Origin of the sequence: Marinomonas fungiae (assembly GCF_001418205.1) — a bacterium.
Classification (GTDB): domain Bacteria; phylum Pseudomonadota; class Gammaproteobacteria; order Pseudomonadales; family Marinomonadaceae; genus Marinomonas; species Marinomonas fungiae.
In genome coordinates this window covers 391,815-406,137 of sequence record NZ_LIQF01000003.1, presented here as the reverse complement: position 1 = coordinate 406,137, position 14,323 = coordinate 391,815, and the positions used below count along the sequence as shown (strand labels likewise).

At 44.2% G+C, this 14,323-nt stretch carries 15 protein-coding genes; 4 read left to right on the top strand and 11 right to left on the bottom strand.

All coding sequences use genetic code 11. From position 1 onward, the window contains the following. Nucleotides 1–7 precede the first annotated feature (7 nt). A complete protein-coding gene (locus ASC49_RS06865; RefSeq protein ID WP_162265203.1) occupies nt 8–1,036 on the bottom strand; it encodes an acyltransferase family protein in 1,029 nt (342 codons plus the stop codon). 64 nt (nt 1,037–1,100) lie between these two features. Here ASC49_RS06865 and ASC49_RS19875 point away from each other — a divergent pair, with 64 nt between their 5' ends. Genes ASC49_RS19875 through ASC49_RS06855 form a run of 3 tightly spaced genes read left to right on the top strand, consistent with a single transcriptional unit; the run spans nt 1,101 to nt 4,517 of the window. Beyond that, entirely contained in the window at nt 1,101–1,265 is a 165-nt protein-coding gene (locus ASC49_RS19875) for a hypothetical protein (protein WP_162265202.1), read from the top strand. Then, nucleotides 1,258–2,970, top strand: a complete 1,713-nt coding sequence (locus ASC49_RS06860; RefSeq protein ID WP_055462486.1) for a thiamine pyrophosphate-dependent enzyme — start codon at nt 1,258–1,260, stop codon at nt 2,968–2,970. Before ASC49_RS19875 ends, ASC49_RS06860 begins: the two co-directional genes overlap by 8 nt. 35 nt (nt 2,971–3,005) lie before the next feature. Further along, on the top strand, nt 3,006–4,517 hold the full coding sequence (locus tag ASC49_RS06855; protein ID WP_055462485.1) for an FMN-binding glutamate synthase family protein: 1,512 nt from the start codon (nt 3,006–3,008) through the stop codon (nt 4,515–4,517). A 161-nt stretch (nt 4,518–4,678) separates the two neighbouring features. Here the strand turns inward: ASC49_RS06855 and ASC49_RS06850 are convergent, their stop codons facing one another. From ASC49_RS06850 to ASC49_RS06840, 3 genes are all read right to left on the bottom strand, one after another. Continuing rightward, nucleotides 4,679–5,824: an App1 family protein gene (locus tag ASC49_RS06850; protein ID WP_055462484.1), complete on the bottom strand. Its 1,146-nt coding sequence runs from the start codon at nt 5,822–5,824 to the stop codon at nt 4,679–4,681. A gap of 175 nt (nt 5,825–5,999) precedes the next feature. Beyond that, nucleotides 6,000–6,527: a GNAT family N-acetyltransferase gene (locus ASC49_RS06845; RefSeq protein WP_055462483.1), complete on the bottom strand. Its 528-nt coding sequence runs from the start codon at nt 6,525–6,527 to the stop codon at nt 6,000–6,002. Between the two features lie 12 nt (nt 6,528–6,539). Continuing rightward, nucleotides 6,540–7,118: a helix-turn-helix domain-containing protein gene (locus tag ASC49_RS06840; RefSeq protein ID WP_055462539.1), complete on the bottom strand. Its 579-nt coding sequence runs from the start codon at nt 7,116–7,118 to the stop codon at nt 6,540–6,542. Nucleotides 7,119–7,324: 206 nt separating this feature from the next. On the opposite strand from ASC49_RS06840, the gene ASC49_RS06835 reads away from it, so the two are divergent. After that, complete coding sequence (locus ASC49_RS06835; protein ID WP_055462482.1) at nt 7,325–7,705, top strand: MAPEG family protein; 381 nt, start codon at nt 7,325–7,327, stop codon at nt 7,703–7,705. Nucleotides 7,706–7,839: 134 nt separating this feature from the next. Here ASC49_RS06835 and ASC49_RS06830 read toward each other — a convergent pair whose 3' ends face one another. The 7 genes from ASC49_RS06830 to ASC49_RS06800 all read right to left on the bottom strand — a co-directional run bounded on the left by ASC49_RS06830 (nt 7,840) and on the right by ASC49_RS06800 (nt 14,006). After that, on the bottom strand, nt 7,840–8,280 hold the full coding sequence (locus ASC49_RS06830; RefSeq protein ID WP_162265201.1) for an ankyrin repeat domain-containing protein: 441 nt from the start codon (nt 8,278–8,280) through the stop codon (nt 7,840–7,842). A 110-nt stretch (nt 8,281–8,390) separates the two neighbouring features. Next, complete coding sequence (locus ASC49_RS06825) at nt 8,391–8,861, bottom strand: RES family NAD+ phosphorylase (protein ID WP_072242057.1); 471 nt, start codon at nt 8,859–8,861, stop codon at nt 8,391–8,393. Next, nucleotides 8,861–9,259, bottom strand: coding sequence for a type II RES/Xre toxin-antitoxin system antitoxin (gene parS, locus ASC49_RS06820; protein WP_055462479.1), 399 nt, complete (start codon nt 9,257–9,259; stop codon nt 8,861–8,863). The genes ASC49_RS06825 and parS overlap by 1 nt, the downstream gene beginning before the upstream one ends. 254 nt (nt 9,260–9,513) lie before the next feature. Continuing rightward, nucleotides 9,514–11,475 carry a methyl-accepting chemotaxis protein gene (locus ASC49_RS06815; protein ID WP_055462478.1) on the bottom strand — a complete coding sequence of 654 codons (1,962 nt, stop codon included), beginning with the start codon at nt 11,473–11,475 and terminating at the stop codon, nt 9,514–9,516. 327 nt (nt 11,476–11,802) lie between these two features. Beyond that, nucleotides 11,803–12,228 carry a gas vesicle accessory protein GvpU gene (gene gvpU, locus ASC49_RS06810; RefSeq protein WP_055462477.1) on the bottom strand — a complete coding sequence of 142 codons (426 nt, stop codon included), beginning with the start codon at nt 12,226–12,228 and terminating at the stop codon, nt 11,803–11,805. Between the two features lie 110 nt (nt 12,229–12,338). Next, nucleotides 12,339–12,605: a late competence development ComFB family protein gene (locus ASC49_RS06805; RefSeq protein WP_055462476.1), complete on the bottom strand. Its 267-nt coding sequence runs from the start codon at nt 12,603–12,605 to the stop codon at nt 12,339–12,341. 279 nt (nt 12,606–12,884) lie between these two features. Then, nucleotides 12,885–14,006, bottom strand: a complete 1,122-nt coding sequence (locus tag ASC49_RS06800; RefSeq protein ID WP_055462475.1) for a DcaP family trimeric outer membrane transporter — start codon at nt 14,004–14,006, stop codon at nt 12,885–12,887. Nucleotides 14,007–14,323: the final 317 nt, after the last annotated feature.

Here is a 14,323-nt window from a genome sequence, read left to right as displayed (position 1 = left end):
TATATAGCTAAATATATAGCTTATAAACAGTAAGAAAGGGGAGCTTTCCGTTTTCCTTCCAACCCAGTAGGTTCCAGAATACATATTGGAATAATTGTGTAATCACGATATGAGATAAAAATAGCGTGAAGGAGTAGGGAGATAAGAAGTTTAAAACTGAGCCAATCTTGGTCTTTTGGCTCAATAATAGAAGCTTAAATATCGCTGGGATCATGACAATGAAAAACAAGCCCATCAACAGTCTTAAACGATTGAAGACTGAAGCTGATGGCTCAAAGTAAGATAAGCACATACTGACTAGCGTGCCAACGACTACTATGAGCGTTATCGATAGTACAAGGAATGCTGTTGAGAGATTCTTTGGCAAAATTTTATTCCTAGAAAGTATGTACCCTAGGATAAAGAAAAAAATCATATCCACTCGAAACAGAATTGTTTCTCGAAACTCTCCGATATGGAGAACAATACTGGGCACTTGCCACAAAACAGCCACAACGGACAGCAAGACAATAGCGGTTAAGCTCCAATAGCGCGTTAGAATATCGATGAATGGAATGAATAAAATAATGACAAATAGGTCACGTACAAAGTAGGTCGAGACGTTAATGGGCATATTGAGATTTAGCCCCAAAAGCGCCGTTGAGAAGGCATTAACGTTGTCAACGATCTGAGAAACATTGGCGATTTCATGGTCAAAATTATAAAACACCAGCCAATAGACGCAGATCGCGATAAAGTTCCAGACAATGTATGGCCACAATAAGCGGATAGATTTTTCTCTGACCAGATTAGCGTAGGCCCGTTTCTGATAGGAGTGATAGGCGAGATAGCCAGAAATAGCGGTCAAAATTGGCACCGCGCCTCGTGCCAAGAAATCCAAAATGAATACGGGTACCAAGCTGCCAAATTCTAGCCACTGATCTGAGGTGGAAATGTAGCCTTTTACCTCTGGGATATGGGCAATACAAATAAAAATTATCAGTAACGGTCTAGCTAAGTTAATGGCTTCAAAGAACTCTTTTTTAGTCAGATGCATTTCAATCACTTCAGATTTTTGGCGAATTCTAATCGAGCGTGCTCGTTTAATCGAGAGGCTCACTTTGAAAAAACATGCTGAAAGCGACGATAGCGTTTTTCTTGAACATTGTGTTGCAAACATGCTTCTTTGCATATTTAGAGAAAGTGTCGCCATTATTGAGACACCGAGCAGCGCTTACGCCATTATGTCGGAAGAGGCTAACAAAGGAGTAAAGGAAGATGAGTAAAGATGTTGCTGAGGTGATCGTTGAAACATTGGCTGATGCTGGCGCAAAACGCTGCTATGGCGTGGTCGGCGATACCATCAATCACTTAACGGATAAGATTCGGACCTCCGATATTGATTGGGTGCATGTTCGTCACGAAGAGGTGGGGGCATTTGCCGCAGGTGCCGAGGCATATATGACCCAAGAACTCGCCTTGTGTGCGGGTACCTGTGGCCCAGGTAGCTTGCATTTCATCAATGGCATTTTTGAATCTCATCGAAACGGTTCCCCAATGGTGTTCATCGCTTCCAATGTTGATCGCCAAGAAGAGGGACTTAATTTCCCCCAAGAAGTCGATCAAACCAAGCTTTACGAGCAATGCTCAGTGTTTTGTGAACGCATTTCTCACCCTGATCAAGCTCAGCGAATCGTCACCCAAGCGGCTCAAGCCGCTCTGGCGCATCAAGGCGTAGCGGTTGTCGTCGTAAACGGCGACATGTTTAAAGAAAAGGTACACAGTGATACCCGTTGGTCAGTGCATCGCACACAGCCTGTTATTCATCCTAACCCGGCTGAACTCGACGCCTTGGTAGAGCTGATTAATGACGCTGATAACATTACCCTTTACGCTGGTATTGGCGCAAAAGGCGCCAATCAAGAGTTGATGGAATTAGCAAATTACTTAAAAGCCCCTATCGTGCACAGCTCTCGCTCCAAAGAATTCATTGAACCTAACAACCCTTATCAGGTGGGCATGACGGGCATCTTAGGCAACAAAGCCGGTATGGAATCCGTATTAGACTGCGATCTGCTTATCTGCTTGGGAACCGATTTTGCCTACACGCAATTTTACCCAACCCACGCCAAAATCGCGCAGATAAACGTTGAAACCACACATCTAGGCAAACGTTGTCCGATTGATTTGGGGTTAACGGGCGATGTTAAAGCCACTATCCAGCAGTTGCTTCCCAAACTGAGTCAACGCAGCGATGAAGGGCATCTGAATAAGGCATTAAAACAGTGGCAGAAAGATTTAGACGGCTATCGTAAAGAAGAGGTCTCGGATCATTCGTTGATTCACCCACAAACGGTGACTCGCCGGTTAAATGAGTTAGCGGGTGACGACGCGATCTTCACCGCGGATGGTGGTTCGCCCATGGTTTGGTTGCTGCGTCATTTGGAGGCAAAAGGCTCACGCCGTTTTCTTACCAGCTTATCCCACGGCACCATGGCGAACGCGTATCCGCAAGCGATGGGGATTGCCAAAGCGTATCCCGAGCGTCCTGTTATCGCCCTATGTGGTGATGGCGGCATGACCATGTTGATGGGCGATTTACTAACTCTAATACAAGAAAATACACCGGTTAAGTTGCTAATCTATAACAACGAAACATTGGGCTTTGTGGAAATGGAGCAACGTGTAGAAGGGCAGTTAGACAGCTTTACGAAATTGCAAAATCCAGACTTCTCTGAAGTGGCCAAAGCCATGGGATTGGATTCGTGGCGCGTGGAATCGCCAGAGGACATCGACAATGCCATGGCGCAATGGTTGGCCTCGGATAAACCGGCGCTACTGGATGTGAAAGTCAGCCCAATGGAGCTGGTGATGCCGCCTAAAATCGAAGCCGGACAAGTCGCTTCAACGGCCTTGTTTGGTATTAAAGCGATCTTGAATGGTCGTATGGATGAAGTAACGGATCTGCTTAAAGATAACTTTCTTCGCTAATAACACGTTTATAAAAAAATCTATTCGGAACCGTTATGGACCAGATTCTTACTATTTCAAATTGGATAATACATTGGGGCGCGATCATTGTTTTTGCGCTGCTGCTACTGGTGTTTGTGTACTTTAGCATCTTGTATTTGATCGACATTCGTCAAACTAAACACACCATTCGTCGTAATTACCCTTTGATCGGGCGGATGCGCTATACACTTGAGCATCTGGGCGAGTTCTTTCGCCAGTACTTTTTTGCTTTTGATCGCGATGAACTGCCTTTTGACCGAGCGGAGCGTTCTTGGGTATATCGTGCCGCCAAACACGAAGATACCACCCAGGGCTTTGGTTCAACGCGTGCACTTAATCAAAAAGGCGATGTATTTTTCGTCAGTAGCGCGTTTCCAAAGTTGGCCAGCGAAGCTGTGGAGCCTAAAGCAATTACCTTCGGTGAGCACACAGCCCGACACCCTTACAGCACTAATTCGATTGTTAATATCTCGGGGATGAGTTTTGGTGCCTTGTCTGAGCCTGCGGTGAGAGCCTTGTCTATTGGCGCGGCTAAAGCAGGAGTATGGATGAACACGGGTGAGGGTGGCTTATCCCCTTACCATCTAGAAGGTGGCTGTGACATTGTGTTCCAGATTGGAACAGCGAAGTATGGCGTACAAGACAGCGAAGGGCATTTGGACACGGATCGACTCAAAAAAGTCGCGGCGCACGATCAAGTCAAAATGATTGAGATCAAACTGTCCCAAGGCGCGAAACCGGGCAAAGGTGGTATGTTGCCTGGGGCGAAAGTGACCGCTGAAATCGCCGAGGTGCGTAATATCAAAGAGGGCGAAGACTCAATCAGTCCAAACCGTCATATCGATATCGGCAATATTGACGAACTGCTGGACATGATCGTCAAGGTAAGAGAACTCACGGGCAAGCCGACCGGCATCAAGCTGGTGGTGGGTGAGATGCAATTTTTTGACGACTTGTTCAGTGAAATTCATCGACGAGGCTTAGAATACGCGCCTGATTTTATTACCTTAGACAGTGCAGATGGCGGCACTGGGGCGGCGCCACAAACCTTGATGGATTATGTCGGTATGACCGTTCGAGAAAGTTTGCCGGGTGTCGTCAACCGCGTGACCTCTTACGGTTTAAGGCCGCGCATCAAAATCATTGCTACGGGTAAGCTTATCATTCCGGGTAAGGTGGCTTGGGCATTTGCCATGGGGGCTGATGCCGTAGTCAGTGCACGAGGTTTTCTATTCTCCCTTGGCTGTATTCAGGCGCTTAAATGCAACCATAATACGTGCCCGACCGGAATCACAACCCATGATAAGAAACTGCAAAAAGGATTGGTGCCGGAAGAAAAGGCCGAGCGCGTGGCGAATTATGTCAGCGAAATGAAACACAGCGTTGGTCTGATCGTTCATGCGTGTGGCGTTTCAGAGCCTAGAGAGCTGACACGACAACACGTCCATATCATCCAAGATCAAAGTAACTCGATTCGCTATTCAGACATAGACCCGATACCAGAAGAAGGAAAGCGAGCGGGGTAATCTTATCTAATACCTTCGTCTAGTCAGTATAAAATGGCCTTTGAGTATAAAGGCCATTTTTTTTATCAAAGGCGTATGGCATCAAGATCAAGGAAGTCATATCTCTTGTCTGCTCCTAGCCACAAATGCGCCTATTTATAGCTTTGAATATTTTGGCCCTTCTATACAGTTTTCTTTGGGGGCTCATTTTTCTGGGAATCGGACCGATCCTGGGCCGCATCGTTTTTTACTTTCTGAGTTGCTTGATCGGTGACTAAGTTCAGCATCTGAGCGTGTTCTACAGCATCTGTTGCATCTCTAATAAATGCGAAGGGCACATTATAGTCGGAGAACTCTGAGGCGGCTGCGTTCATTTTATGGGAACGCGAGTCTGGTTTTAAGTCTCGAATATAAACCGCTAAGATTCGATCTGGGTAGTCTTTAGCAACTTGTAAATAGGCGTAGACATCTTTTTGTCCTGAGTCGCCTACCAAAACTAATTTAAGTTTCGGGTACGTTTTTAAGATGGATTCGATACGACCCGTTTTATAGTTCTCATGGCCATCTTTGAACCAACGGTGTTCACGCAAACCAAAATCTTTCAGTAGTACTGGGCCTTTGGGTAGGTTATGGATGCGAATAAACTCGGCTATCAGGTCGTAAATATTCCAAGGGCTACTGGAGACATAAAAGAAAGGGTTGTTGGCTTTGCCTGAAGCGCCTTTGTGCAATGCACTGTAAAATTCAACGGTACCTGGCATTAGCACACGCGTGTGGGCATTGTTGAACAGAACCGTTTGCGTGTGGCGGAGGAAGTTCGTCGCCCCCGTGTGCATGATGGTGTCGTCAACATCGCTGACTACGCCAAATTCTGCGTTATTACAGGGGATGCAGACTTCGGCAACCGTGTATTCTTTGGCTTTTGGTAGCTCAGGATCGGCCGGCTGAAGAGTAAGCGTGGTCCAAGGCTGTTGAACATCTTTGCGTGCAGGGGTGGGCCAGCGGTAGTGAAAGTAGCCATTGCCATCTGTGTAAATCTTACGTTTGTCCGCACCGAGCGTTAACTGGATCTCTGTGAAGGGGATTTCAGCGCTTTGGTAGCGGCGCATCATGTGAACGAGCTTCTTCCAATTGCTGTCTTCAAAAGCACCTTCAACGCCTTTCGCTTCTAGAAGCCTACCCGCCACCCATAGCTCATCAACTGTGCCATAGGTCATATAAGGCTCAACAATAACTGGGGAGTAGCCACGCCAACGCTTGTAGCGATGTTTTAGTTTGTCATAGCGCCTTTCAAAGCGATATACCCATCGGCGAGCGGTTTTATTCATTTTAAGTCCTTATGGAAAGGTGCTAATGGTTGAGTTCAAGTAGCACGCTAATAAGGCTAACAAATCAGAGACCTATAGTAAAAAAGAACCCATTAGTTACTTTAAAACGGGCATGATACTCCTCTTTATTCAACGTTATTGCTGTTATTGCGCTCTTAATGTCTGGCGCTGAAAACTAATCTTCGCTTGGTGTTTTTGGAGTCGGCAAAATCAGTTGGTAATAAGCTAGGTTAAGCCAACGACCAAATTTATAGCCTACCTCAGGCAAGGTTCCCACATGTTTAAATCCATGCTTTTCGTGCAACGCGATGCTGGCCTGATTATCTGCGTCGATGCCACCGATTAAAGCGTGGTAGTTATTCTCTTTCGCGGCATTAATAATGAGCTCAAGAAGAATGTGACTTAGTCCATGTCCCCGAAAATCTTTATGAACATAGATGGAGTGCTCGATCGAGTATTTGTATGCTGGCCTAATTTTAAACGCGCTATAGCTGGCGAATCCTAGGAGTTGGCCGTCTACTGACTCCAATCCAATAATGGGGTAACCATTGGCTTTTTTAGTGTCAAACCATTCGACCATGCTGGTTAATGAAAGCTTTTGGTATTCGTAGATCACGGTAGAATTTTCTATTGCATCGTTAAATGTTTCTAGAATACTGTGGGCATGTTTTTCATAGGTGCAAGGGACGACTTTGTATTCCATGAGGGTTCTTCCTTATGTGTTTGGCAAACTAGTCAGGGCAATTAAGTATCGAGCTTCTACTTCGCTAGGGTTAGAAAATATTGTGTGCTCTTTCTGCTTAAAGACTAAGCAGTCACCTTGTTTTAGGTGCCAACTTGACTCATCGTCAGAGATAATGATTTCCCCTGCGAGCATCCATACTTGTTGATGTATTTCGATGTTTCTAAGCATATTGTCGAAGGTAACGCGCTGCTTGGCTGGAAAAGTTATTTCCGTTAGCTCAACGGTGGAAAACGCGTTTCTAGGTGTCAATTGACGACGTATGTAGCCTGACTCGGGATCTTTCCAAGTCTTTTGTTCGCCCAAGCTAGAGTGGCAATGTGGCGCCGCCACGTTATCCGCCAGCTGATCTGAAAATAGCTCTGGCAGGGACATTCCTAAGGCATCCGTTAATCGGTTAAGGACCGCGGCCGTTGGACTTGACTGTCCTCGTTCTATCAATGAGATCATGGAGCGACTAATACCACTTCGCTCAGCTAAGGCGTCCAATGTTAGATGCAGCCTTTTGCGGGAGGCTTTTATTTTCGAAGCAATTAATTTGTCGACATTCATGATTTCCACCATATTGGAATTAATATCCTTTATAGTGGATTTTTTGACGGTTAGCAATAAATCAGTACTTTTGTGATTGGGTAGGGCAAGACTCTAGAAACAGCAGAAACATACATATAGCTGTTTGTTTGCACTACTCGTAACTGGTTGATTCTTTAGTTAGGAAGAGTAATCTGCTCGTTTAATTCTTAAGCAAGGACTGAGTTATGATTACTCCATTTTATGCGGCGTTACTGGCTTTTCTGTTTGTCTTCCTTAGTGGCCGAGTTATTAAATTGAGGCTCAAGTATCAAGTTGGCATCGGAGATGGTGAGCATCCGTTATTGGCCCGAGCGATACGAGTGCAGGGTAATTTTGGAGAGTATGTTCCCTTTGCACTCCTGCTGGTATGGATGTATGAGACGATGAACGGTGCACCTTTATTGGTACATATTCTGGGGGTAGCGTTATGTGTGGGTCGTATCCTTCATGCTTATGGTGTGAGTCAGAAAAATGAAACCTTACTCTTTCGTCAGTGCGGTATGGTGACTACCTTTGCCGTAATGGTTATTTCTGCACTGAGTATATTATTAAAGTATCTGAGCTGAAGGACTGGGCATTACAGCTAACCACACATCTGGTTAATGTCTCTATGAAGGATTGCATCCAATTAGCCAGTTCTAATTAGAGCTGGCTTTCTTTTGCTTGAGTCAATAAAAGCTGAAGGGGTTAGAGTCGGATTTTAATTAGCTTGTTCTTTAATCAATTGCAGCACTTCGGAGGCGGTCTTATCAAATGGCCCTTCCATATTCACATCTGCACCATATTGTTTTAGAAGATTATAGCAGTCCTCAAAATTCTGTGAGGCAGCATAAAAAGCCGGATAAAAGCCTGACATTGGCTCTTGTTCATTGATCATTTCGTCGACGATATGGTTCTCCAAGATGTAAGAGAGGCACTCAATGGAGCCGTTCATAGCGCAAGCCTCTAGAGTGCTGGTGCCTATATGATTACGTACTGTGAAATCCACGCCTTTCTTATGAAATATTTTCAGTGCGTCTAGGTCATTATCAAAGCAAGCGGCTACTAGTAGCGTATGGCCATCACCAAGATCTTCACTTTCAATATAGTCATTAGTCAGTTGATTAAGTGTTTCCTGCAATTCGTGTGATGAAGAATTCATATTGCTCATAGTATCGGCGATCTCTTTATTAACTTTTCAGGGTGTAAGTATGACAACAATAAACTTGGAAGTGTAGCTGTTTAAATAACGATCCAACCGTTTACTTTGGCTTACTCTTTCATGCGCGGTGCTAATCGTTGATCAATTCGAAAGGCTTCTCTTTGTGCGACAGAGGTAAATTCCTTGCAGCGAGGGTGATTTGGGTTAAGTAGCGCACAGTAATCCCCTGATATGACGCTGGGCACCAACAAGACTAAGCTGGCGTGACTTTCTAACCACTCAGCACCAATGTCAGCAAGCTCCTGAGGAGCAGGGTAGGCTTGCCAGTTGTTTGGCAGTACCTCTTCTGGGAATTGCAAAATCAAATCGTTAGGCACGTCGATGGAAAGCATAGCAAATTGATCTAGGGCACTGGCATCATGCAAGTGAACGACTGTCTCAAGAAGGCAGACGGATTTAGATTCGCCTAGGTAGACACAGCTTGTGCCTTTGGGATTCCAGCGACCACCGTATGTTCTGGCGCCATAACCATCAAATGCAGTGTCTGAAAACTCCATTCTGCATAATCGAAAAAGCTTCATCAGTTCATAACGCCATGCTTGATGCGACCGATCAGGTCAAGCACCGCCTCTTGTCCCAGTGGGTTTTTAGCATAGTCAGAAGGGGAAATGCCCCCTAATGCCACTGCAGGAGTGTTCAGCCACTGCTCAGCCTTTTGTGGGTCTTGGTTAAATAAGTCCAATGCTGCGTCTAGTACTCGTGCACCATTGTAGACTTTTGTGGCGGTCGCTCCGTGCCATTTAGAATGTGTTTTCTTATGGCGGCTTAGGGTAGCTCGATCAATACCAATCACTTTTACCACAGTGCCTTGGGCCAGTTTTGAGATTTTCACCATATTATCAAGGATTGAGGCTTCAAAACCTTCTTCTAGTTGAACGGATGCACTAATCGGGTCACTAGATAATGACAAAGCGGCCATAAGCCCGTGCCTCACTTTTCCACTAGGTTTGAAACTTTTAATTGGCATAACCACCTCGATCTTTTTGTTTCATATGCAACAATTATTGTAGCACCTGCACTGAGCTCAAGCTACCGAAGTTAGCTTTGCTCGTTTGAGAGCGTTACAAAAGTGAAGTGTTTCGAAGAATGGGGCACTATTAAAGTTGACCGTCCGTGCCAAAAAAAAATGCTCGATGGTTTGCATCGAGCATTTTGTTGATCACTGATTTAAGATTAGGTACGGAATCTGGAAACCGTTCCCTGAACCTGTTTGCTAAGATCATCCTGCCGTTCACAGAGACTGGCAACCTCATCAGAAATCTGCGAAATGAGTTGTGAAGAAGCACTGATTAAGCTGATATTGCTATTAATATCTTCAGTAACGGCTCTTTGTTCTTCGGCTGACGCAGCGGTACGCAATGTCATATCGTTCATTTGCTTAACCATTTCCTCGATATTCTGAAATGAGTCAAGTGCTTGCCCTGATAATTCGATGGCGCGCTCAGACTCGCCAAGGCATTCCACCATAGACTTACTGGCATTCTTGGTACGATCCATTAAAAGTCCCAGAATCTTATTAATCTGCTCGGTGGATTCTTGTGTACGCTGAGCCAATCCTCGAACTTCATCTGCAACCACGGCAAAGCCACGGCCTTGTTCACCTGCCCGAGCAGCCTCAATAGCAGCGTTTAATGCCAGTAGGTTTGTTTGCTCAGCAATATCTTGGATGGTGGATAAGATCTGATTGATATTACTTGTCTCATTTTCAAGCTCAATTATGACCTTATTGGATTGATGTAGACGCTCACCTAAACGGTTAACGCCATCAGAGCTTTCTTTAATAAGCTTTTTGCCCGACTGGGTAGTATCGAGTGCACGCTCAGAAAATTGTGCTGACTCAGCGCAGTTTTGAGCCGCCTCACTGGAGGCTTGAACCATCTGATGGCCCGCAGAAACAATTTGATCAATCGAGTGCTGTTGCTCAGTCGTAGAAGCGGCTACTTGGTGAGCTTTTTCTGCCGTCTGTTCTGCAACCGAAGTGATTTCACTATTCTTTTGTTTAATATCCTGGATCAGCGAGCGGGTGCTTTCCAAAAAGAGATTAAACCAGTTTGCCAGAATTCCTGTCTCATCCTTGTTATCTATCTTAATTTTGGCGGTTAGATCGCCTTCGCCTTCGGCAATCACTTGCAAGCTATTTGAAACCATTTCAATCGGCTTGATCAGGCGACGGGCCATGACAAAGCTAATTGCAATAAAAATAGCTAGCAAACCAAGACACACCAAAACAGTTGTTTCTATTAAGTAAATAGTACTGGCATAAATTTCTTTTGTTGGCACTAAAGCAATAAATTTCCAGCCTAGGCTCGGGGACGTTAGGATATTGGCTTTGTATGATTCTCCAGCAAATGAAACGTCTAAAACTCCGGCGTTTGTTTCAGCCAGCTTTTCGTAAGAGGAGTCCGTTAAATCATGGATATTTTTAAAGCTGTTATCAGGGGTAATTACATCGACAAGAATAGTCCCTGAATCTTCGATCACCATCAGATTGCCGGTTTCACCGATAACCGTACTAGCAGCCATATCGGTTAAAGTCTTGATGGACACATCAACGGCAACAACGCCGTCAACTTTGCCATCACGGACCATGGCTCTGACCGCATTCACATATACTGCATCGTCTGGTTCCCAATAATATGCGCCTGGCAAGACAACTTTATCGATGCTTTTAATACCGCTAACGTACCAAGATTCTTTTTTAGGCTCCCATTGGGCATATTCATAGGTGCCAGGCCATTCGATATAGCCACCTTGTTCATCGCCAGCGTAGACGTAGACTAACTCAGGGTAATTTTTCCCTAAGTCCTTGAACATGCGATAAACGTCGCGTTCGTAACCGCCATTTTGTTCTGCAATTAATGCAGGAGCTTTTCCTACCGTTTCATTGTAGTGAGTGAGTGGAGTGGCTTGGGATGTTAAAAGGTCACTTGTTGCTAGAAAATTAACTGTTTTCTTGATATTACCAACAAAGCCTGAAAAGTTTTTTTCTATCGCAGATAGCGTTTGACTACTGCTATTTTCAAAATTTTCTATCGTTTGGGTTGAGTTTAGGTAGGAAGTGATACCGCCAATAACCGCTATTGGCATCACTGTCGCAACAGATAGCGCAGCTAAGAGTTTTGATTTGATTTTCATAGATAAGCCTTATTTAACATGCAGATAAGCAGTCCTTGTTAAATATATGAGATTAATATTAGCGTACTCTAATAATAATCAGGCTTAAGCACCAGAACTTTTGTAAGATTTCATGATGAAAATGCAGAAAATAGCGGTATATGAATATCATTTCTAACTAGGCAATTAAAAATGTTACCGGTCAGCTAAGTACTTGAGGTTATTTCGATTCAAAGCCAAAGACCCACAAGTCGAAAATATCTTTGCATGATAGTTTAGCTCGATTGCTTCGTTATGATCGGGCTGCCTGAGAGCAGCCCTTTTTTGCATTAATTCAAGACGTGACTCTTAGCCAGCGATGAGTGCTCCGAGAGAGAAGCCTGTAACTTCAGAAACACGGCCCCGCCACCATACACCTCGGTTTTCTGGTACGGGAGAACCGGACGTATGAAAGAAATGAGCGTTTTTGAGGTGAATGTAACTTGGTAACATAGATGGGCTATTAGCCGACGTATCATAGACTTCACCATTTTTTGCAAAGGCGGCCTTTACTTTTTCCGCGGCGGCTTCTTTTAGTCCAAATGAGAACTCTTCACCAAATCCTTCAAAGTATTCTTTACCACCAACTAAAGTTCCTGATACTAGGAAACCTCCAACAGTTAATGTAATGTCGAAGCTCATTTTTCCACTGTTAGCAATTTCAATCAGGTCCTGTAGAAACCAATCTCTTTCATCAGCGTTAACTACTTCGGTAAGTGCTACTTTATTATCCATGTGACCCCTACAAATTAATTAAATAAGACTCTAATTCACTTATTAACATAATTTAGTAGCCAACCAAAGCCCTACACGCAGGTAAGACTTTATCCTTGGCGATGCCATAACTAACTGTTGGCGTTTTCCTGCTCCAAGTACTCTAGGGCATCCTTTAAAGCTTTGTTTACTTTTATGTCCATCCTAGCCCGTTCTGCTCTTGTTAGAAAAAAAGCAGTATCGACATCGTGACGAACATACTTTGTAGGTAGGTGGTTAAGCACTATGCAACACAAATCCGCAAGATAGTTAGGATCCCTATCAAGAAGCCCGTTTGCTTCAAGGTGTTCAAACAACAATTTCTCGTAATAGTTATGAATATCATCTGCGATGCTCATGTCTGCCTCTCCAGATTACTTGTCTGACAAGTTAAGAATAGCAGTCTTCCGTGCATGACTAACTTTTTTTATCCGTTAGTTTCTGATTGTCCTAGGTATAAAAGCTATAAGATGGAAATCAATCTATATAAATAGGGGCGTTTGGATCTTGGCTATTCAGAAAAAAAATCGAGAATGCCTACAGCAGCATTCCCGATTTAAAGAAAGGTCGATTTTTGAACGTCCCCCCCTTCAGGGGAAGAAAGAGGGAGCTATCAATTTCGATTGAACATAATAGTATTAGAAGCTGTACTGAGCAGAGTACATTACGCGAGTTGCGTCAGCATCGCCGCCGTTGTAGTAATCGCTCTTGAAGTAAGCAACTTCCACGCCCATCATTACGTTGTCAACTGGGTACCACATGTAGTTAACAAAAGCGTTAGAGTTAGACTCGTTGTTGCTACCCACGCTACCTAGATCGTTGTTCATATCGTCTAGGTCCATTTTTGCTGTACCGTAAACGATGTTGAAGTCGCCTTCACCAATCTTAGTAGATAGGCCAACTGTGCCGCCCCAACCAGAAACCGTTTCTAGCTTACCGCCTTGTAGGTAGGCATCAGTACCACCCCAGCCGCCGCCAGAGCGGTATAGGTAAGAGTTTGCACCGTCAGAGTAGTTAACAGCGGCATGAAGCGTTACCGCTCCCATGTTTACATCAACACCAGTGAAAGCACCAAAACCAACTGCTGTGTCGTCTTGAGTGCCTGTGTCATGTGAAAGTTGACGAGCTAAACCAGCAACTACAAAGTTAACGCTATCGCTTGCTGCGCCTTCGTAGCGAGCAGTAAAGGCTGGTAAAGAGTCCTTTGTAGTGCCGCCATTTAGACTTGAGCCGTAGTTCTTCTCAAGAGCGAAAGAAAGACCACCGTCTGTGTAGCGAACCTGCTCAACACGATCTTGTACGCCAGGAGCGCCAGCAATGCCATCAAAATCAAGCGTAGGAGTCCAACCTGTCCAGCTGTTGTAGTTAGACCAAGTACGACCGACCGTCCAGTTACCGTAAGATCCGTAAGCATGGCGTAGGCGGAAGCCCTTGTTAGTACCACGGAAGTCACCTTCTACAACGACTTTCGCACCATCTTTGTGTTGAGCTGACACGCCAATACGTGATTGCAGAGCATCAGCATCGAAATGACCTTCTGGAACATTGTTCGCATCTGTTAGGCCACCGAAGTCACCTGACTGCGTGCTAATACCGATGTCTTCATTAATATCGTAAACAGCGTTCATTTGAGCGTAACCGTAAACACTTGCTTGTACATCGCCAGCATCAACGTTGAATGCAAGAGCTGATTGAGATAGTCCTAAAGAACCTAAACCAGCTAAAACACTTACTGCCAAAACTTTTTTAGTCATGATCATAAATTTGTTCCTTTCATTTATTTGCTATTCAGCGACTTCTTGTAACTTCCACATTTTTTGCTGCAGTTGTTAACAAATTCGTAAATAACATAACACCATGAAATGTGCACGACAACGTCATTTTAAGGAAATTTATTTCTAATTGTGATTTTTCAAGAGGACGGTTTTGGGTCTTTTTTATTAATCCTGGTAGCGCGTATTTTTGTTCAGTCATATAATTAAAATCATAATCACATGTATTTAAGTTTTTGAATTGTAAGGGTTAATTTCATTCTGGATAGGTTCAATATTTTAATAATTTGCATTTGATTTTCTTT